The 19,245-nt window shown below is 65.7% G+C and carries 17 protein-coding genes and 1 pseudogene; 10 read left to right on the plus strand and 8 right to left on the minus strand.

Features of this window, described 5'->3' with window-relative positions:
- The first annotated feature begins 247 nt into the window (after positions 1-247).
- Positions 248-1,747 (plus strand): SulP family inorganic anion transporter, encoded by a 1,500-nt coding sequence (locus ACV095_RS20375; RefSeq protein WP_026265943.1) that lies wholly within the window; start codon positions 248-250, stop codon positions 1,745-1,747.
- A gap of 82 nt (positions 1,748-1,829) precedes the next feature.
- Here ACV095_RS20375 and ACV095_RS20380 read toward each other — a convergent pair whose 3' ends face one another.
- From ACV095_RS20380 to ACV095_RS20400, 5 genes are all read right to left on the minus strand, one after another.
- Positions 1,830-2,951 (minus strand): NAD(P)/FAD-dependent oxidoreductase, encoded by a 1,122-nt coding sequence (locus ACV095_RS20380; protein ID WP_018770379.1) that lies wholly within the window; start codon positions 2,949-2,951, stop codon positions 1,830-1,832.
- Between the two features lie 80 nt (positions 2,952-3,031).
- Entirely contained in the window at positions 3,032-4,075 is a 1,044-nt protein-coding gene (locus ACV095_RS20385; protein WP_018770380.1) for a Gfo/Idh/MocA family protein, read from the minus strand.
- Positions 4,075-4,857 carry an amino acid ABC transporter ATP-binding protein gene (locus tag ACV095_RS20390; protein ID WP_018770381.1) on the minus strand — a complete coding sequence of 261 codons (783 nt, stop codon included), beginning with the start codon at positions 4,855-4,857 and terminating at the stop codon, positions 4,075-4,077. Before ACV095_RS20390 ends, ACV095_RS20385 begins: the two co-directional genes overlap by 1 nt.
- Positions 4,854-5,642, minus strand: a complete 789-nt coding sequence (locus tag ACV095_RS20395; RefSeq protein WP_478222609.1) for an amino acid ABC transporter permease — start codon at positions 5,640-5,642, stop codon at positions 4,854-4,856. The genes ACV095_RS20390 and ACV095_RS20395 overlap by 4 nt, the downstream gene beginning before the upstream one ends.
- A 109-nt stretch (positions 5,643-5,751) precedes the next feature.
- The gene (locus ACV095_RS20400) at positions 5,752-6,609 is read right to left on the minus strand and encodes an ABC transporter substrate-binding protein (RefSeq protein WP_018770383.1); all 858 of its coding nucleotides are present in this window, start codon (positions 6,607-6,609) and stop codon (positions 5,752-5,754) included.
- A 173-nt stretch (positions 6,610-6,782) separates the two neighbouring features.
- Here ACV095_RS20400 and ACV095_RS20405 point away from each other — a divergent pair, with 173 nt between their 5' ends.
- Entirely contained in the window at positions 6,783-7,889 is a 1,107-nt protein-coding gene (locus ACV095_RS20405) for a LacI family DNA-binding transcriptional regulator (protein ID WP_056389590.1), read from the plus strand.
- 136 nt (positions 7,890-8,025) lie between these two features.
- Positions 8,026-8,239, plus strand: a pseudogene (locus ACV095_RS20410) (phosphogluconate dehydrogenase C-terminal domain-containing protein); the annotation flags it as partial.
- A gap of 76 nt (positions 8,240-8,315) precedes the next feature.
- Here the strand turns inward: ACV095_RS20410 and ACV095_RS20415 are convergent.
- Together ACV095_RS20415 and ACV095_RS20420 are read right to left on the minus strand one after the other, a co-directional pair.
- The gene (locus tag ACV095_RS20415) at positions 8,316-9,503 is read right to left on the minus strand and encodes a mandelate racemase/muconate lactonizing enzyme family protein (RefSeq protein WP_268002257.1); all 1,188 of its coding nucleotides are present in this window, start codon (positions 9,501-9,503) and stop codon (positions 8,316-8,318) included.
- 9 nt (positions 9,504-9,512) lie between these two features.
- Complete coding sequence (locus ACV095_RS20420; RefSeq protein ID WP_018770388.1) at positions 9,513-10,556, minus strand: LacI family DNA-binding transcriptional regulator; 1,044 nt, start codon at positions 10,554-10,556, stop codon at positions 9,513-9,515.
- A 235-nt stretch (positions 10,557-10,791) separates the two neighbouring features.
- Here ACV095_RS20420 and ACV095_RS20425 point away from each other — a divergent pair, with 235 nt between their 5' ends.
- From ACV095_RS20425 to ACV095_RS20455, 7 genes are read left to right on the plus strand one after another with little or no spacing between them, the layout of a single operon-like run.
- Complete coding sequence (locus tag ACV095_RS20425; protein ID WP_478222610.1) at positions 10,792-12,120, plus strand: extracellular solute-binding protein; 1,329 nt, start codon at positions 10,792-10,794, stop codon at positions 12,118-12,120.
- Positions 12,117-13,052 carry a carbohydrate ABC transporter permease gene (locus tag ACV095_RS20430; RefSeq protein WP_018770390.1) on the plus strand — a complete coding sequence of 312 codons (936 nt, stop codon included), beginning with the start codon at positions 12,117-12,119 and terminating at the stop codon, positions 13,050-13,052. Before ACV095_RS20425 ends, ACV095_RS20430 begins: the two co-directional genes overlap by 4 nt.
- 1 nt (position 13,053) lies before the next feature.
- Positions 13,054-13,959, plus strand: coding sequence for a carbohydrate ABC transporter permease (locus ACV095_RS20435; protein WP_056389602.1), 906 nt, complete (start codon positions 13,054-13,056; stop codon positions 13,957-13,959).
- A gap of 13 nt (positions 13,960-13,972) precedes the next feature.
- Positions 13,973-15,163 carry a Gfo/Idh/MocA family protein gene (locus ACV095_RS20440; protein WP_134164833.1) on the plus strand — a complete coding sequence of 397 codons (1,191 nt, stop codon included), beginning with the start codon at positions 13,973-13,975 and terminating at the stop codon, positions 15,161-15,163.
- Positions 15,164-15,198: 35 nt separating this feature from the next.
- A complete protein-coding gene (locus ACV095_RS20445; RefSeq protein ID WP_478222611.1) occupies positions 15,199-16,203 on the plus strand; it encodes a sugar phosphate isomerase/epimerase family protein in 1,005 nt (334 codons plus the stop codon).
- Positions 16,204-16,254: 51 nt separating this feature from the next.
- Entirely contained in the window at positions 16,255-16,953 is a 699-nt protein-coding gene (locus ACV095_RS20450) for a ThuA domain-containing protein (protein ID WP_018770394.1), read from the plus strand.
- Positions 16,938-18,053: a Gfo/Idh/MocA family protein gene (locus ACV095_RS20455; protein WP_018770395.1), complete on the plus strand. Its 1,116-nt coding sequence runs from the start codon at positions 16,938-16,940 to the stop codon at positions 18,051-18,053. The genes ACV095_RS20450 and ACV095_RS20455 overlap by 16 nt, the downstream gene beginning before the upstream one ends.
- A 37-nt stretch (positions 18,054-18,090) precedes the next feature.
- Here the strand turns inward: ACV095_RS20455 and ACV095_RS20460 are convergent, their stop codons facing one another.
- Positions 18,091-19,242: a GGDEF domain-containing protein gene (locus ACV095_RS20460; RefSeq protein ID WP_478222612.1), complete on the minus strand. Its 1,152-nt coding sequence runs from the start codon at positions 19,240-19,242 to the stop codon at positions 18,091-18,093.
- Positions 19,243-19,245 lie beyond the last annotated feature (3 nt).

Here is a 19,245-nt window from a genome sequence, read left to right on the forward strand (position 1 = left end):
CTGCCGCCCGGGGCCGGGCCCGGCGGAAGCGCCACAGTTTGGCAACGGCTGCGGAACTGCGTATCGCGGTTGGCTGCCCCTCCACGAACCCTGGCGGGTAGTGTTGCCTATGCAGCCGAAAGCTACCGGCGCATTCCCTTCCCACCCCATTGTCTTCCATGGCCGGGCTGGACCCGTGCGCACCGTGGCGCGCAGAAACGTTGCACACCCGCTCTCCCAGGAGAGCCATGTCCCCTGGAGCCGCTCCTTGGCCGTCACCGCCCGCCCCCGCCCCGTCCGGCAACCGACCACTGTCCTGACCGCCGTGCGCTCCCCGCGGCAGCTCTCCCGCGAGGTCCTGGCCGGCATAGTCACCACCCTGGCCCTGGTCCCCGAGGTCATATCCTTCTCGATCGTGGCCGGGGTGGATCCCATGGTGAGCCTGGTCGCCTCCATCGTGCTGGCCCTGGCGATGTCGGTCCTTGGCGGCCGGCCCGGCGTCGTTACCGCCGCAGCCGGTTCCGTCGCCCTGGTGATCGCCCCGCTGGTGCACCAGCACGGTGTCCAGTACGTCCTGCCCGCCGTGCTGCTCGCCGGCGTGATCCAGGTGGTCTTTGGCCTGGCCGGCCTTGCCCGGCTGATGCGCTTCATCCCCAGATCGGTGATGATCGGATTCGTCAACGCCCTGGGCGTGCTGATCTTCATGGCGCAGGTGCCCCATGTCCTCAATGTCCCCTGGCCCGCCTACGTCCTGTTCGCCCTGACGTTCGCGATCATTTTCGTCCTTCCGCGCTTCACCAAGGTGGTTCCGTCGCCGCTGGTTGCCATCGTGGCCGTCACGGCAATCGTCATCATCGCCGGCGTGGCCGTTCCAAGCGTCGCGGACGAAGGTCCCCTTACGGGCAAGCTGCCGGGGATCACCCCGTTCCTTTTCCCGCTTGACCTTGCCACCTTCCAGCTGGTCCTGCCCACGGCACTGAGCGTGGCGTTCGTCGGCCTCATGGAAACCCTCCTCACAGCGAAACTCGTCGATGACATCACCGGCACCCCGTCCCATAAGGGACGCGAGTCCTGGGGGCTGGGCGTATCGAACATCCTCGCCGGTTTCTACGGCGGCATTGCCGGCTGCGCCATGATCGGGCAGACCGTCCTCAATGTGAAGACCGGCCAGGCCCGCACCCGCATTTCGACGTTCGTGGCCGGACTGTTCCTGCTGGCCCTGGTGACCGGGCTCAGCTCGATCATGGGGCAGATTCCCATGGTGGCCCTCGCCGCGGTCATGATGGTGGTTGCCGTCACCACGGTGGACTGGCACAGCGTCAAACCGTCCACCCTGAAGCGGATGCCCATACCGGAGACACTGGTCATGGCTGTTACTGTCGCCGTCGTGGTCCTGACGGGGAACCTGGCCTACGGCGTCCTAGTCGGCGTCATCCTGGCCATGGTCCTGTTCGCCCGCCGGGTGGCGCATGTGATCACTGTTGAGAGGACCCTGGCCGGCGACGGGGAGAGTGTCCGCTACCAGGTGGTGGGCCCGCTGTTTTTCGGGAGCAGCAACGACCTGGTGGAACACTTCGCCTACGCGGACGATCCGGGCCTGGTGTCCATCGACCTCAGCCGTGCACAGATCTGGGACGCCTCGACGGTGGCCGCCCTCGACTCCATTGAAACGAAATACGCGGACCACGGGGCCACGGTGAGGATCGAAGGCCTCGATGAGCGCAGCACCGGATTCCACCGCCGGCTCACCGGTCATTTGGGCGCCTGACACGCCGGACGGCATCCAGTCCGGACGGCACAGGCAAGGGCGGAGCCGCAATCCGCACGGCCCCGCCCCTTTGCAGCCCGGCTTAGGAGAAGCGTCCCGGCCGGAAGGTGGCCAGCATGGGGTGCTTCCTGCCGGTCAGGATTTCCCCGGCCAGGAGCTCACCGGCAATGAGTCCCAGCGTGGCGCCGGAGTGCGTGAAGGCAACGAAGCATCCGGGCACCTGGCCCAGTTCGCCCAGGACGGGTTCGCCGTCCCCGGGAATGGGCTTATAGCCCATCTTCCAGGAGGCGGGCTTGAGTTCCGGATTGCCGGCAACAAGCTTCGATGCCTCATCGGCCAGTTCCTGGACCACCTCATCGGGGATGCTGAAGGAGCCGTCCGCGTGCTCGGTAATGTGTTCCTCGTACCAGTCGTGGTCCAGGGCAAACGTCCCGCCCGGGTTGGGCCGCAAGGCTGCGCGCGGGGTGTTCATCACCGCGGCCACGTCGTGCTGCACCTGCTTGGTCACCACCAGCATGGACACGGGAGAGCCGTTGGGGATGTGCACTCCCAAGGGTTGGACGACGGCGGGCGTCGCCGCGCCGCAGGCCACCAGCACGGCGTCGGCCGGGTATGTCCCGCCCGACGCTGTCTCCACGCCGGAGGTGCGGCCGCCTTCCACCATGACGGAGGCTTTTCCCGCGTTCAGGACCAGTTCGCCGCCGCGGGCGTGGAACTCCTCCATGAGGAAGTCGATCAGGTCCGGCAGGCTCACCCAGCCCTCGCCGGGATTGAAGATGGCATTCTCCGGCACGGCGTCCGCATCGATGCCGGGGGTGGTGGCTGCGATACCGCTGGGGGCGAGAAGCCGGGAGTCGTAGCCGATGGACTTTTCGTAGGCGTGCCGGGCCGCGGTGGCCTCGCCCTGCCCCGCGGCGTTCCACATCAGGCCGCCGCCAAACTGCAGCCAGTCGCGGCTGGGGTCCGAGGCGAAGAGGGTGCGGTAGCGGTCCACGCCGGCCACCCGCAGCTGGTGGTACGGGGTGGACCGTTCGCCGGCGGAGTTGAGCCAGGACAGCGAGCGGCCGCTGGCTTCGCTGGCGAGGCCGCGCTCGGTCAGCAGGATCACCGACGCTCCTTCGCGGAGCAGGTGGACCGCGGTGGAGACCCCGAGGATGCCGCCGCCGATGACGGCAACGCGCTTGGTGGCTGGAAGAGAGGACATCGTGTCCCTTTCTGTGAAATTCGTGGTTGCGGAAGACGCTGACGACGCGTCAGGGAAAGCAGGGGAAATTGGGTGTGGCGTCAGGTCAGGGCGTGGATGCCCTCGATCACCTTCAGCACCTCAAGCGGTTCGGCGGGATCCACCGGCAGCGGCCCGTTCCCGTGCAGGGCGGCGGCCAGCTGGACGTAGAACTGCGGGTAGGCGCCGCGTTCGGCGGGGACGGCCGCCGTTGCCCCGTCCACGCCCAGGAGCCCCCAACGCTCCTGGGGTTCCACACCATAGGCGGGGTCCGACGGCGGCGTCCCGGCAGCGAGGGCAGGTTCCTGTCCGTCCAGGCCCCACTTGGTGTAGCCGGCGCGGGAACCCAGGACGTGGAACCGCGGCCCGGCCTGGGCGGCCATGCCGTTCATCCAGAGCCGCGTGCGGACGCCGGAGGCGTGCAGCAACGACACGAACGCTTCCGTATCCGCCGCGTCCGGATGCGGACCGCGGTTGGCCGTCTCGCCGTAGCTCCGTTCCACCGGGCCGAATAGGTGGATGGCCTGGTCGATCAGGTGCGCGCCGAGGTCGTGCAGGATGCCGCCGCCCTCGGACAGGGACACGGTGTCCCGCCAGTTTCCGAAGCCTTCGGGCCGCCACCATTCGAACCGCGATTCGAAGCTGGTGACCCCGCCAAGGTCTCCGGACGCCAGCACCTTCTGCAGGGTGAGGAAGTCTGCATCCCACCGGCGGTTCTGGAACACCGTTAGCTGCACCCCGCCGTCGGCCGCCCTGCTGATCAGCTCCCCGCCCAAGTCGGACGTGGGGACGAAAGGCTTGTCCACCACCACATGCAGGCCGTGGGCGATGGCTGTCGCGGCCAGCCCGTAGTGCGTGTGCGGCGGGGTGCCCAGGATGACCAGGTCCAGGTCCGCGGCCAGGGCGAACAGCTCCTCCGGGGTGCCGGCAATCCGTGCCTGCGGATACAGCCGTGCCGCCTCCGCCGCACGTTCCGGCTGGGCAGTGACGATGACGTCCAGCGAGAAGTCCGGGTTGGCCGCCACCAGGGGCGCGTGGAAGACCTTGCCGGAGATTCCAAAACCGACGACGGCGGTCCGGATGGGTGCCGCTGCAACCGCACCCATCAGAGCACCTCGGAAAGGAAGCGCTGGAGGCGTTCGCTGCGGGGATTGTCGAAGAGTTGGGCGGGTGTCCCGGCCTCCACTACTTCGCCTTCATCCATGAAGACCACCTGGTCTGCCACTTTCCGGGCGAAGCCCATTTCGTGGGTGACGACGAGCATGGTCATGCCCCGGCGGCCCAGGCCGGCCATTAGGTTCAGGACGCCCTTGACCAGTTCGGGGTCCAGGGCGCTGGTGGCCTCGTCGAAGAGCATCACTTCGGGTTCCATGGCCAGGGCCCGCGCGATGGCGACGCGTTGCTGCTGGCCGCCGGAGAGGTCACGGGGGCGGTGGTCGGCGCGTTCGGCGAGGCCAACCTCGGCGAGCCGTTGGCGGGCGCGTTCCATGGCCTGGGCCTTGGGCATGCCTTTGACGCTCCAGAGGGCCAGGGCCACGTTTTCCTCGGCGGTGTGGTCCGGGAAGAGGTTGAAATGCTGGAACACCATGCCGATGCGGGTGCGGAGTGTGTCCGGGTTGACGGTCAGGGTGCTGTCGCCAGCGAGCAGGACGTTCCCGCTCTTGGGTTCGTGCAGCCGGTTGACGCCGCGCAGCAGGGTGGATTTTCCGGATCCTGAGGGGCCAATGATGCAGGTGGTGGTGCCCGGCGCCACGGTGAGGCTGACGTTGCGCAGTACCTCGATGTCGCCGTAGGCCATGGTGAGGTTGCGCAGTTCCAGGCTTGAGCCGCGGAACGACTGTTCCTCCGAGGTGGCCGCATTCATGGTGGTGGGGGTGGGGGTGTTCATGTGTTGCTCCCGGCTGTGAGCGGCGATGCCGCGTCGAGTTCCTTGACTTCCTTCAGGCCGCTGGTGGGTGGTGCGGCGCGGCGGCGGCCGGTGCGGAACTTGTTGTCGAAGTGGTTCACCAGGTGCGTCAGCGGGACGGTAATCACCAGGTAGAGGAGTCCGGCGGCCACCAGGGGTGAAAGGTTCCCGGACAGCACGGCGGCGTCCTGGCCCACGCGGAAGAGTTCGCGTTCGGTGACCAGCAGGCCCAGGAAGTACACCAGGGAGGAGTCCTTGACGATGGCGATGAACTGGTTCACCAGGGCCGGGAGGACCCGGCGGACGCCCTGGGGTACCACCACCAGGGCCATGGATTTGGCGTAGCTCATGCCCAGGGCACGGCAGGCCTCGCCCTGGCCCTTGTCCACGCTGAGGATCCCGGCGCGGAAGATCTCCCCGATGTAGGCGCTGGCGATCAGGCTCAGCGCGATGATGCCCAGCGGGTAGGGTGACGGGCCGAAGATCGACTGGCTCAGGCGGGCAAAGCCCTGGCCCATCAGCAGGATGGTGAGGATGGCGGGCAGGCCACGGAAAAGGTCCGTGTAGATCCTGGCCGGGACCCGCAGCCACTTGGATGGTGAGATGCCCATGACGGCCACCACCATTCCCAGCACCGTGCCAAGGACGGTGGCGGCAATGGAAATGATCAGCGTGTTCAGCAGGCCGACCGCCAGGAGTTGGGGCAGGACCTCGGCCATAGCGCCGAAGTCGAAGAAGGTACGGATGATGGTGTTGAGCCAGTCCATGATTGCTCTCAGACGTAGATGAAGGGGAGGTGCCGGGCAGGCCGCTTACGGCGGCCCGCCCGGCCAGGTGGCCATAAGGCCTGACAGCCCGGCAAATAATGCTTGGGGGCTACTTGCTTGGCGAGGGTGATGCGGTCTGCTCGGCCTTGGGCAGGTACTGCTCGGGCATCGGTGAGCCCGGGAACCACTTCTGGTAGAGCTTCTTCCAGGTGCCGTCCTCCATGGCTGCGGCCAGGCCCTTGTTCAGGGCTTCCTTGAAGGCCGTCTTGCCCTTGGCCACTGCGAACCCGGCCGGGGCGTCGAAGGACGGGATGTCCGCGGCGCTGACCAGGCCGTGCTGCTCCTCGTAAGCCTTGGCGGCCTCGTAATCCAGGAAATGCGCGTCCACCGTTCCACTGTTCACGGCGGCGATCGCGGTGTTGTTGTCAGGGAAGCGGACCAGGCTGGCCGAGGTGAAGTTCTTCACCGCATAGGCTTCCTGCAGGGTTCCCTGGACCACGCCCAGGCGTTTGCCGGCCAGCCCGTCCGCGCTGGTGATGCCGGAGGTCTTGGTGGTGATGACCGTGAGGTAGCCGGCCAGGTAACCGTCCGAGAAGTCCACGGTTTCCTTGCGCTTGTCGGTGATGCCGATGGCTGCGACGCCGGCGTCGAACTGTCCGTTTGCCACTGCGGCAAGGAGCCCCGAGAAGTCCTGCCCGGTGAAGACCACGTTGTCCACACCGGCCCGGTGGGCCACGTCCTTGAAGAGTTCCACGTCGAAGCCGGTGAAGTTTCCGGAGGCATCGGCGAAGGTGTACGGCTTTGAGTCACCCAGGCTTGCCACCCGGATGGTGCCTGGCTGGATCAGCCCGTAGGGATTGTTCTCTGTGGTGGAGGCGGCGGAGGTGGAGCTGCAGCCGGAGAGCGCCAGGACCGCGGCCAGGGCTGCCGCGGCAAATCCGGCAGGTCGGAGATTCTTTTTCTTCACAGCGTTGTCCAATCGTTGGTGGGAAGGCGGTGCTGTCAGGGCCGCCGAAGAAAGTCGTCGATGCTCTTGTTGAGTCCGGTCTCACAGTTTAGGATTGAGACCGGACTCACATCGATTGATAGAAATGTAGCCGATGTCACATGGGGCGTCAACAACCCCGTCGAAAGGTGAAGATGAACGGTGATGGAGCACGACGGCGGGACGTAACCGTTGCCGACGTCGCAAAAGCTGCGCAGGTCTCCAAGGCACAGGCCGCCCGTGCACTGGGCAATTACGGCGCGGTCAGCGACGAAGTCCGCGAGCGCGTCCTCGCCGCTGCCGAGGCGCTTTCCTACCGTCCCAACGAGCTGGCCCGCAGCATGAACACCGGAAAATCGCACACCATCGGCGTGGTGGTGGGTGACATCGAAAACCCGCATTTCGGCCTTGCTACCCGGGGCATCACGGACACTGCCAAGAAGGCCGGGTACAACGTCATCCTGGTCAACACCGACGAGGACCGGGCGGCGGAAGTGGACGCGGTGCGGGTGTTGCTGGACAAGCGGGTGGACGGCCTCATCGTCGCCCCGGCATCATCAGTGGACACCGAACACCTGCAGGAGGTGCACCGGTCCGGACGCCCCCTGGTGTTCATCGACCGCACCGCCGGCGACCTCAAGGTGGAGACCATGGCCGTGGACATGGCGCGGATTTCCAGGGAAGCTACGCAGTATTTGCTCGAGGCAGGGCACCGGCGTATCGCCTTCATCTCCACACTGCGGACGGACACCCCCTACACGCCGGGCATGACCCTGGAGTCCTCCCAGATTGCGGACCGCATCGAGGGGATGCGGGACGCTTTCCTTGCGGCGGGGCTGCCCTTCCCGGAAGACCTGGTCAGGTTGAATGCCGGCGATGCCGACTCGATCCGCAGCATCACCCGCGAAGTGCTCCGGGGCCCGGACCAAGCCACGGCAGTGGTCGCTTCGGACGGCCTGATTGCCCTCAGCGTGGTGGAAGCGATCCAGGAATTGGGCCTGTCCATTCCGGCCGATGTGTCATTCCTGATGTACGACGACTTCGCATGGACCAGGCTCACCACGCCGCCCCTGACGGTCATCGCCCAGCCGGTCTACAACATGGGCGTGGCGGCAGCCAAGGCACTGATCCGCCAGATGGAGGGGCTGCCGCCCGCCGCTCCGGCGCAGTTCACGGCCACCCTGGTGCGCCGCGGTTCAGTGGGCCCGCGCCGGACGGGCGACGATCCACAGCGGGAAAAGCTGGCGGCCTCGCTCAACTGATACGCGGGAACCTACTGCGAGGCGTCGAAACCGGCCAGCAGGCGCCGGGACGCGGTCTGCATATGCGATCGCATGGTGGCCGTGACGGCGGCAGATTCTACGGACACCTCCCAAGCGAAACAATCTGAAGTCCGGCGCCTCCCGTGACTCTGCCGAGGCCGTCATCCGCACCACCTACGCTCCCGTCATCGACGTGCACTGGGTCACCGTCAAGCAGCTCGCCATCCTGGAGCCAACCCTGGTACGGCAAGGACAGCATCATCAAGGACGACTGGAAGAAGATCTTCGACGACTCCGAACTCGACGGCGTTATCGCCAAGCTGCTCAAGCTCGAGGCGGTCAAGCGCTAGGCACCCACCCGCAGCGGCGGCCTCCGTCCGGTTATTAGGCCGGGCGGACGCCGCCGCTTTTTCGTTGTCCGACGCGTCAGCGGACGCCGGCGCCTTCGAGGTTGAAGTAGGACCGGGCGTCCGGCGGCCGGATATCGGCCACCACGTCGCTGAAGATCCGCATGGGATGCGGCGTGAAAGGATGCTCCGCGATCGCGTCATAGTCGAGGTCGATGCCCAGCCCAGCGCCTTCGGGGATCATGACATCGCCGTCTGCCGTCAGCTGAAGGCGCTCACTGGAGATGTCGCTGCGCCACGGCACGTCCGTGGCCATGATCTCCAGGTACCGGAAATTCGGCAGTGTGGCCCCGAGCTGCAGGGTTGCCGCAGTGCTGAGCGGTCCACTGGGGTTGTGCGGTGCGAACGGCACATAATGGGCTGCCGCCAGAGTGGAAATGAACGACAGTTCCAGCAGCCCGCCGGCGTGCGTGACGTCCGGCTGGATGTAATCCACGGCGTTGCGGGCCAGGGCGGGAATGAAGGTGTTCCGGCCCATCCACCTCTCCCCCGCGGCAATGGGAACAGGGGACTTGCTGCGCACCTCCACGAGGGCGTCGATCCCGTCCGGCGGGCACGGTTCCTCGAAAAACACCGGCTGGAACCGTTCAAGTTCGCGGGCCACCCGGATGGCTGTGGGGACATCAAAGCGGCCATGGCCTTCTATGAACAGTTCAACGTCGTCGCCCACTGCCGCCCGCACTGCCTCAACAGGTTCAAGCATGCGCCCCAGGTCCCGCGGTTCCAGGAAAAGGTCCGCGGCCTCGAAAGGGTCCCACTTTAGGCCGCGGAAGCCTTGGCCGACCGTCCGTACAGCGGCCTCGGCGAAATCCTCCGGAGTGATGGCCCCGGAAAACCAGCCGTTGGCGTAGGCGCGGACCCGGTCGCGGACCTGTCCCCCCAGCATCCGGTGGACCGGGACGCCCAATGCCCGCGCCGAAACATCCCACATCGCCATCTCAAGGGCGCTCAGGGCTGTCATGGATACCGGACCGCCGCGCCAGTAGGCGTCGCGGTTGAGCTCATAAATGGTCTGGGTGATCCGCGTGGGGTCCTTGCCCCTGACGGCTTCGGCAAGGACAGCCACCGCCCCGAGGACAGCATGTTCCTGCCCTTCGAGGGTCGCCTCGGCGATGCCGGTGAGCCCCTCGTCAGTTGTAAGCCGGACGAAGATGAGGTTCGTCCGGTAGAAGTCCACGACCACGGTGTCGAGATGGGTGATTTTCATGGTTGTCTTTCAGTCCGCGGGAGGGGCGGTGGATTCCCGCACGATTACCTGGGTTGCCAGTTCCACTCGGTGGGAATCGAGGACTTCGCCTTGCACCTGCCGCAGCAGCGACCTTAGGGCCGCCCGCCCCATCTCCTCCAGGGGCTGGGCCACGGAACTCAACGATGGAACGGACTGCTCACCCTGGTTGGTGCCGTCGAAGCCGATGAGGCTGATGTCCTCGGGAACCCTGATTCCGTGGCGCCGCGCTTCGCTGAGGACGCCCAGGGCAATGGTGTCGCTTCCGGCGAAGATCGCCGTGGGGCGTGGGTCAAGCTTCAGCAGCTCTTTGAATCCATTGACCCCACTCTCCGTCCGGAACCGGCCGCCGGAAACAACGTACTGGGGGTCCACCTTGATCCCTTGTGCCATCAGGGCTGCCATGTATCCGTGCAGCCGCGCCTGGTTGCATTCAGCGCCCTCTATGCCGCCGATGTAGGCAATGCGGCGGTGTCCCAGTCCCAGCAGGTGCTCGGTGGCAGCTTTGCCGCCGGCCCAGTTGGTGGCCCCAACGCTGACGACGTCGGCGGAGGGCGGGTTAAGCGGGTCGATGACGACGACGGGGATGTGGCGGCGCCTGAACGCGTGCAGTTGCGCCTCGCTGAAGGCCGAGGTCACCACGATCATCCCGGCCCTGCCCTCTTCGAGCATCCGCTGCGCCCGGCGCTCGGGGGTGTGGCGGGCGGGGGTGGACTGGCCGGTCACGCTGACCAGGATTTCGACGTCGGCGGCGGCAGCGAACTGCAGGATGCCGTTGAGGACCTGGATGGTGTATGCGGAGTCGAGCACGTCGATCACTACTTCCACCACGGTCCCGCTTTCGGCGGCCGCCCGGCGCTGGACAGGCGACTGGTAGCCCGCCTGCTCCAGTGCGGCAAGGATCCGGGCCCTGGTTTCGGGGGCCACGTCCTCACGCCCGTTCACCACTTTGGACACCGTAGGCGCCGAAACCCCTGCCTGCCTGGCCACGGTAGCGAGCGTAGGTTTGGTCCGCTCCTGCAATTTGCTCGTCATCGGTTCGCAATCTTTCGAAAGTGGGGAAACGCTTTCATTGTGCAGAGTGGGGCCTTCTCCGGTCAAGAGCACCGGGACATAGGAAGTAGACAGAAAAGATCCTCTACGATCCCTTGACGCCGCCGATAATTAGGGCTTTAGTTTACAGCGTGACTTATATCACCGTTCGAAATGTTTCGAACGAACGGCGGAGCTGACGCCCCGTACCTCGACGCAAATTCACAATGGAGAAGCAATGAAGCAACCCCAGTCCTCCCGGCGGTCTTTCCTCGCCCTCGCTGCCCTCACTCCCTTTGCCGTTGCCGCAACCACAGCCTGCGGGACGTCCGGCCCCGGCGCCTCCAGCGGCGGCGGGGGCGCCAGCATGTGGTATCTGTCCGGCGAGCCGAACCAGACCACCATGCAGAAAGCCGTGGATGCTTTTAACTCGGCAAACTCCGCCGACAAGATCACTGTTACGTATTTCCAGAACGACGCGTACAAGACCAAGATCAAGACCGCCATCGGCGCCAACCAGGCACCCACGATCATCTACGGCTGGGGCGGCGGTGGCCTGAAGACGTACGCCGAGGCCAACCAGGTTGAGGACCTCACCGGCTGGTTCGACCAGAATCCGGACCTGAAGAAGAAGTTCTTCCCGTCCGTGTTCGGTGCAGCCACCGTCAACGGCAAGATCTACGCCCTGCCCAACCAGTACGTCGCCCCGATCGTGCTGTTCTACAACAAGGAACTGTTCCAGAAGGCAGGCGTCCAGCCGCCCAAGACCTGGGACGACATCATGTCCTTGGTCAAGACCTTCAACGGCATGGGCATAGCCCCGTTCTCCCTGGGCGGCCAGTCGCGCTGGACCTCCATGATGTGGCTTGAATACCTCCTGGACCGCATCGGCGGGCCGGACGTCTTCAAGGCGATCTTCGAGGGCAAGCCCAATTCCTGGATGGACCCGGCCGTGATCGAGACCGGCACCAAGATCCAGGAGCTGGTCTCTGCTGACGGCTTCATCAAGGGCTTCTCCTCCATCACTGCCGACTCGCAGGCAGACCAGGCCCTCCTGTTCTCCGGCAAGGCAGCCATGATGCTGCACGGTTCCTGGACCTATGGCGCCATGAAGAAGGCCGGCCAGAACTTTGTGCAGGACGGAAAACTGGGCTTCGTCCCGTTCCCCACGGTTGCCGGCGGCAAGGGCGACCCGAAGAACGGCGTCGGAAACCCCGCGGCGTACATGTCAATCTCTTCCAAGGCCAGCGACAAGGAAAAGGAATCCGCCAAGAAGTTCTTCAAGGACGGGATCCTGACCGATACCGTGGTCGACGCCTACATCAACTCCGGCTCCGTGCCGATTGTTAACGGCATCGAAGACAAGCTGAACACCTCCCCGGACAAGGAGTTCCTGAACTTCGTCTACGACATGGCCAAGAACGCACCCAGCTTCCAGCAGTCCTGGGACCAGGCGCTGAGCCCCACCGCAGCTGAGGCCCTGCTGAACAACATCGACCAGCTGTTCCTGAAGTCGATCACGCCGCAGCAGTTCGCCGAGAACATGAACGGCACCCTAGGGAAATGAGCAACGCCGTCTCCACTGCCCCGCGGGCCGCCACGAGGGCGAAAGATTCCAAGCAGACCGAACAGCGCAGGGCCGCCCTGGCGTGGTTGACCCTGCCGGCACTGTTCTTCTTCCTGGTGTTCGCAGTCATCCCGCTGGCCGGGGTGCTCATCCTCAGCTTCAGCAGCTGGGACGGAATCGGTGCCATCGGGGCAGCTGGACTGGACAACTGGTTCTCTGTGCTGGCGGATCCGGGACTGTACAACGCCCTGGGCCTGACCTTCCTGATCATGATCGTTTCGTGGCTGGTCCAGACTCCCATCAGCCTGCTCCTGGGGGTCTTCACGGCGGGAAGCCAGCGCTACCGGGCTGCCCTTGCCGTCCTGTACTTCCTGCCCCTCCTGCTGTCCTCAGCCGCCGTCGCCATCGCCTTCAAGGCCCTTTTGGACCCGAATTTCGGCCTGGCAACCGGCCTGGGGCTGCCCTTCCTGGCGCAGGACTGGCTGGGGGTACCCCAACTGGCCGTAGGCCTGGTCATCTTCGTCATCGCCTGGCAGTTCGTCCCGTTCCACACCCTCATCTACCAGGGCGGGGTGCGGCAGATCCCGAAGTCCCTTTACGAGGCAGCGCAGATCGACGGTGCCGGAACCATCAAGCAGTTCTTCCACATCACCCTGCCACAGCTGAAATACACCATCATCACGTCCTCCACGCTGATGGTGGTGGGTTCGCTGACCTACTTCGACCTGATCTTCGTCCTCACGGGCGGCGGACCGGGAAACTCCACGCGGATCCTGGCCCTGGACATGTACCTGCGGGGCTTCCGGGCCAACCTCATGGGCCCGGCCAGCGTCATCGCCGTCATTCTCGTCATCATCGGCCTTGCACTGGCCTTGTTCCTCCAGCGTCTTGGCGGCAAGGACAAACAAGGCAGCCAATTGGAAGGTTTGTAGGGTGAGTACCGTCCTGAAAAGCAATGCGCAGGAGGCCCGGACCGGAACCACGGCCGGTTCCGCCGCACCCAAGCAGGGACTCGGCCAACGGCTGAGGCGGCTCAACATCCCCGGCGGCCTCGGTGGGTGGATCTGGCTGGCCATTATCATCCTGCCGATCTACTACGTGGTGATCACCAGCCTGAAGACGCAGGCGGGATACTTCGGCCAGAATCCCCTGGCCGTCCCCACCTCGCCCACGCTGGAGAACTACCAACTGGTCCTTGAGAAAGACTTCGCCACATATTTCATGAACAGCGTCATCGTCACGCTCGGTTCCGTAATTCCCACGGTGCTGATCTCGTTCATGGCCTCGTTCGCGATCGTCCGGGGCAGCGGGAGGTTCCTCAAGCTGGTCAACGGCATGTTCCTCATGGGGCTGGCCATCCCGCTCCAGGCGACGATCATCCCGATCTACCTGATGATCATCCGGCTCAACCTGTACGACAGCCTGCTGGCACTGATGCTGCCGTCCATTGCCTTTGCCATCCCCCTCACAGTGCTGATCCTGTCCAACTTCATCCGCGACGTCCCGAACGAATTGTTCGAGTCCATGCGGCTGGACGGCTGCAGCGAGTGGCAGACCATGTGGCGGCTCGCCCTGCCCCTGACCCGCCCGGCTATTGTGACCGTTGCCATCTACAACGGCCTGCATGTCTGGAACGGGTTCCTGCTCCCGCTGGTCCTCACCCAGAGCCCCAGCCTGCGGGTCCTGCCCCTGGGCCTGTGGAGCTTCCAGGGTGAATTCAGCGTCAATATCCCGGCCGTGCTCGCCTCAGTGATGCTCAGCACGCTGCCCATCCTGGTGCTCTACGTCATCGGCCGCCGCCAACTGCTGGCAGGCCTGACGGCCGGCTTCAGCAAGTAGAAAGGACACGTCCATGACCACCGCCAAACCCCTGCGGGTCGGCATGGTGGGCTACGCCTTCATGGGTGCCGCCCACTCCCACGCCTGGCGCACCGCGCCACGGTTCTTCGACCTGCCGCTGCAGCCACAGCTCACCGCGGTCGCCGGCAGGAATGCCGACGGCGTCCGAGCGGCCGCTGACAAGCTGGGCTGGGAGTCGGTGGAGACCGACTGGCGGCGCCTGATCGAGCGCGACGACATCGACCTCATCGACATCTGCACGCCCGGCAACACCCACGCAGAGATTGCCATCGCAGCCCTCGAGGCCGGAAAGCACGTGCTGTGCGAAAAGCCGCTGGCCAACTCCGTGGAGGAAGCCGAGCGGATGACACTGGCAGCGGAGACCGCCGCAAAGCATGGCGTCTTCTCCATGTGCGGCTTCAGCTACCGCCGCACCCCGGCACTGGCACTGGCCAAGCGGTTCGTGGAGCAAGGACGGATTGGCGACATCCGGCACGTCCGGGCCCAGTACCTGCAGGACTGGCTCTCCGACGCCAACGCCCCCATGACCTGGCGGCTGGACAAGGACAAGTCCGGTTCCGGCTCCCTGGGCGACATCGGCGCACACAGCATCGACGCCGCCCAGTGGGTCACGGGGCAGAACATCAGCGGGGTGTCGGCAATGCTGGAAACGTTTGTCCGGGAACGTCCGCTGGCAGGCGACCTGGTGGGCCTTGGGGGCCACGGCGACCTCAGCAGTGACACCCCCCGCGGGACCGTCACCGTTGATGATGCGGCCATCTTCAGCGCAAAGTTCGACGGCGGCGCCTCCGCGGGCGCGATCGGCGTCTTTGAGGCAACGCGCTACGCCCTGGGCCGGAAAAATGCCATGCGGCTGGAGGTCAACGGCACCAAGGGTTCCCTCGCCTTTGATTTCGAGGACATGAACGTCCTGTCCTTCTACGATTCGGCCGAATCGCCGGACGCCGGCTTCCGCCGGATTTTCGTCACCGAGCCCGAGCACCCGTACGTGGGGCATTGGTGGCCCACGGGCCACGGCCTGGGGTACGAGCACGGTTTCACCCACCAGGTGGTGGACCTTGTCACGGCCATCGGCGAGGGCCGCCAACCGGAACCGTCGTTCGCCGACGCCTTGCAGGTACAGCGGGTCCTCGCCGCAGTGGAGTCCAGCGCCGCGAATTCCAGCCAGTGGCAAAAAGTCTGAGCGACCTACAGCTTCAAGAAACCAAGGAACACCCAATGACACGACCAATCACGCTGTTCACCGGCCAGTGGGCCGACCTGCCCTTCGAGGAAGTGGCCCGGCTTGCCGGCGAGTGGGGCTTTGACGGGCTGGAAATCGCCTGCTGGGGCGACCACCTGGACCCCCGCCGGGCTGCGGAGGACGACAACTACCTCCAGGGCCGGCTGGACATCCTCGAGAAGAACAACCTCAAGGTCTTCGCCATCGCCAACCACCTCACGGGCCAGGCCGTCTGCGATGACCCTATCGATGAGCGCCACCAGGGCATCCTGTCCGCGGAAGTCTGGGGCAATGGCGAGCCTGAAGGGGTGCGCCGGCGGGCGGCGGAGGCCATGAAGGACACCGCGCGGGCGGCCGCACGGCTTGGCGTCAAGACCGTGACGGGGTTCACCGGTTCGTCCATCTGGAAGGCCGTCGCCATGTTCCCGCCGGCCTCGCAGGCAATGATCGACGCCGGTTACCAGGACTTCGCGGACCGGTGGAACCCCATCCTGGACGTCTTCGACGAGACAGGTGTCCGGTTCGCACTCGAGGTCCACCCGTCTGAAATCGCCTACGACTACTGGACGGCGAAACGGACCCTTGAGGCTATTGGCCACAGGGCGAACTTTGGCCTGAACTTCGACCCCTCCCACTTCATCTGGCAGGACCTGGATCCCGTGATGTTCCTGCGGGACTTCGCGGACAAGATCTTCCATGTGCATGTAAAGGAATCCGTCCGGCAGCTGGATGGCCGCAACGGCCGCCTGGGTTCGCACCTCGCCTGGGCGGATCCCCGGCGGGGCTGGGACTTCGTCACGGCAGGACACGGTGACGTGCAGTGGAACCGGATCTTCCGGACCCTGAATGCCATTGGCTACGACGGCCCCACCAGCATCGAATGGGAGGATGCCGGAATGGACCGCCTCATCGGCGCCCCGCAGGCCCTTGCCATGGTCCAGGAACTGGCCCGCATCGCCCCGCCCGCAGCGGCGTTCGACGCCGCCTTCGCCAGCCGCTGACCCCCTGCTCTTTCCGGCCCGCAAGGCCGGTAGCCAAACAAAGGAAATTCAATGACAGAACGAAAGAATGCACTGGTGGTCCGCGGCGGCTGGGACGGCCACCAGCCCTACGAGGCCACCGAGCTCTTCATTCCCTATCTCAAAGACAACGGCTATGACGTCCGGGTGGAGGAATCCCCCAAGGTCTACGCCGACGCCGCCTACATGGCCGGTGTGGACCTGATCATGCAGTGCATGACCATGTCCACCATCGAAAAGGACGAGTTCGCCGGACTGCGGGCCGCCGTGGAGAACGGCACCGGCCTGGCCGGCTGGCACGGTGGAATCGCCGATTCCTACCGGAACACCTCCGACTACCTGCACCTGATCGGCGGCCAGTTCGCCTGCCACCCTGGCAAGCACCCGGATGAGTGCATCGGCGAGCAGTCGGACAACTACGTGCCCTATACCGTCAACATGCTGCCCGCGGCCGCCGAACACCCCATCACCCGGGGCATCCAGGACTTCGACCTGGTCACCGAGCAGTACTGGGTCCTCTCCGACGACTACATCGATGTCCTGGCCACCACCACCCAGAAGGTCCGTGAATGGGACCCGTGGAACCGTGAAGTGACCTCCCCCGCCATCTGGACCCGCCAGTGGGGCAAGGGCCGCATCTTCGTCGCCACCCCCGGCCATCGGGTCGAAATCCTCCAGGACACCAATGTCCGCACCATCATCGAAAGGGGCCTGCTGTGGGCAAGCCGTTGAAAGTCGGAATCATTGGCTGCGGAGCCATCATCGCGCAGTACCTGGCGAACTTCCGCAAACTCAGCCAGATCGACCTGGTGGCCGTGGCGGACCTGGACCCCGCACGTGCCCAGGCCGTGGCGGATGGCTACGAAGGTGTCCGCGCCATCTCCGTGGAGGAACTCCTCGCCGCGGACGACGTCGAACTTGTCCTGAACCTGACCATCCCCGCCGCCCACGCCGAGGTGGCACTGAAGGCCATCGCCGCCGGAAAGAGCGTCTACGGCGAGAAGCCCCTTGCTGCCACGACTGAGGAGGCGCGCCAGGTGCTGGACGCGGCACGCGAGGCCGGCGTCGCCGTCGGCTGCGCTCCTGACACCGTACTGGGCACCGGCATCCAGACCGCCCGCAAGGCGATCGACGACGGGCTGGTCGGCGCCCCCATCTCGGCGTCGGCAACCATGGTGACCCCAGGCCACGAGCGCTGGCACCCGAACCCGGACTTCTACTACCAGCCCGGCGGCGGCCCGCTGCTGGACATGGGCCCCTACTACGTCACCGCCCTGGTGACCCTGCTGGGTCCGGTCGTCTCCGTGATGGGCGCGGCCAGCCACACCCGGAATGAGCGCACCATCGGCTCGGGGCCGCGCCAGGGCGAGAAAGTGCCGGTCACCATCGACTCCCACGTGACCGGCGTCCTGGTCCACGCCTCCGGTGCGCTGTCCACCCTCTTCATGAGCTTCGATGCCGTGAAGTCGAAGTCGCCCAACATCGAGATCCATGGCGAGCGCGGTTCCCTGGTGGTGCCGGATCCGAACCACTTTGACGGCGACGTCCAACTGTTCTCCCTCGGCGCCGAGGACTGGGAGACCCTTCCCGCCTCCGCAGGGTACGTCGACGCCGGACGCGGGTTCGGCATCGCGGACCTTGCCGCCACCCCGCAAGGCAAGGAGCCCAGGGCGGGTGGCGCACTTGCCTTCCACGTCCTGGAAGTCATGGAATCCGTCCTCAAAGCCGCACGCAGCGGCATGACGGTCGGCATCCGGAGCACGGTGGAGCGGCCGGAAAGCGTGGCCCTCACCGTCCTGGCCGAACAGGCGGATGCGCTCCAGTCCCAGTAGCCGGCTGTCCGGAACCGTGCCGCTTTGGGCAGTAAAGCTACCGCAGCCCGTCGCTGCGGGCGGCGCGGTTCCGGCCCAGCGATTTGGCCCGGTACAGGGCGGCATCCGCTGCGGCGATAAGTTGATCAACATCGGAGGTCACGCCGTCGTAGGTGGAAATGCCGTAACTCGCGGTGGGCATCTCCATGCCGCCCGGCGTGTCCGCGCCGGCCATGCGCCTGCTGATCTCCTCGGCAATCGTCTCGGCCCGTTCGGCGCTTGCTCCGGGAACCAGGATGACGAACTCTTCCCCGCCGTACCTCCCCGTCAGATCTGTGGAGCGCACGGTGGCTGCGCAGGCGTCGGCGAAGGCCTGCAGCGCCAGGTCGCCGGCGGCATGCCCATAGGTGTCGTTGACAGTCTTGAAGTGGTCAAGGTCGGCAAGGATCAGGGCTCCCGAGCCGCCGGTGATGGTGCGGTCGGCCAACTGCTCGGTGGCCAGGTCCAGGAAGGCCTTGCGGTTCAGGAGCCCGGTGAGGTCGTCGCGGCTGGCCACCACGCGCAGGGCACGCGTCTGCTGTTCGGTGCTCAAGGCCGCCATGCTGAAGGACACCACCACCAGCAGGACCATGGTCACCAGGGTGGTGATGGCGGACCCAAAAACGGTGACGAAGACAGGCCCGTTCTGGCCCTCCACCAGGAACGCCAGCCACCGGAAGAAGTAGAAGACACTGAGCCCTCCGGCCGCCACAGCCATGGGGATCCGGACCCGCGAATACCCGGGCTCAAGGCGCCAGAGCTCACGGGACGCCAATCCGACGGTCAGGCTCATGGCGGCGAGGAACACCGTGCCGCCGGACCAGGTGTTGGTGGCGGGTTGGTCCAGCAGGGAGGCCACCAGGGTGACCAAGGGAATGCCGGTAAAGGCCCACCTGGGAGGCCGTACGGTCCGCAGGGAGCGCGCCCCGGCCCACACTGCAACGCCGCCGTGCACCAGCAGGGTGTTTCCCAGGGGGTTGGCCCACACCTGATGCACTGTGCCGTCAAACAGGAAGCAGCCTGATCCGGCCAGGAAGAACAGCAGGGCACCGCACCACCAGGCGCTGTATGGCGAACGCGTCAGCCGGTAGGCGGAAAAGTAGAAGAGAACCACCAGGACCAGGGCCATGAGGCCGAAAGCGATGCGCAGGGTCGCCGTGTCCAGAACCATGTG

It is taken from the genome of Arthrobacter sp. JDC6 (genome assembly GCF_056484025.1).

Excerpts from the sequence above, each read along its gene's own strand:
- ACV095_RS20380 (WP_018770379.1), bottom strand. The coding sequence starts at position 2,951 with ATGTCCTCTCTTCCAGCCACCAAGCGCGTTGCCGTCATCGGCGGCGGC.
- ACV095_RS20385 (WP_018770380.1), bottom strand. The coding sequence starts at position 4,075 with ATGGGTGCGGTTGCAGCGGCACCCATCCGGACCGCCGTCGTCGGTTTT.
- ACV095_RS20390 (WP_018770381.1), bottom strand. The coding sequence starts at position 4,857 with ATGAACACCCCCACCCCCACCACCATGAATGCGGCCACCTCGGAGGAA.
- ACV095_RS20395 (WP_478222609.1), bottom strand. The coding sequence starts at position 5,642 with ATGGACTGGCTCAACACCATCATCCGTACCTTCTTCGACTTCGGCGCT.
- ACV095_RS20405 (WP_056389590.1), top strand. The coding sequence starts at position 6,783 with ATGAACGGTGATGGAGCACGACGGCGGGACGTAACCGTTGCCGACGTC.
- ACV095_RS20415 (WP_268002257.1), bottom strand. The coding sequence starts at position 9,503 with ATGAAAATCACCCATCTCGACACCGTGGTCGTGGACTTCTACCGGACG.
- ACV095_RS20420 (WP_018770388.1), bottom strand. The coding sequence starts at position 10,556 with ATGACGAGCAAATTGCAGGAGCGGACCAAACCTACGCTCGCTACCGTG.
- ACV095_RS20425 (WP_478222610.1), top strand. The coding sequence starts at position 10,792 with ATGAAGCAACCCCAGTCCTCCCGGCGGTCTTTCCTCGCCCTCGCTGCC.
- ACV095_RS20430 (WP_018770390.1), top strand. The coding sequence starts at position 12,117 with ATGAGCAACGCCGTCTCCACTGCCCCGCGGGCCGCCACGAGGGCGAAA.
- ACV095_RS20440 (WP_134164833.1), top strand. The coding sequence starts at position 13,973 with ATGACCACCGCCAAACCCCTGCGGGTCGGCATGGTGGGCTACGCCTTC.
- ACV095_RS20445 (WP_478222611.1), top strand. The coding sequence starts at position 15,199 with ATGACACGACCAATCACGCTGTTCACCGGCCAGTGGGCCGACCTGCCC.
- ACV095_RS20450 (WP_018770394.1), top strand. The coding sequence starts at position 16,255 with ATGACAGAACGAAAGAATGCACTGGTGGTCCGCGGCGGCTGGGACGGC.
- ACV095_RS20460 (WP_478222612.1), bottom strand. The coding sequence starts at position 19,242 with ATGGTTCTGGACACGGCGACCCTGCGCATCGCTTTCGGCCTCATGGCC.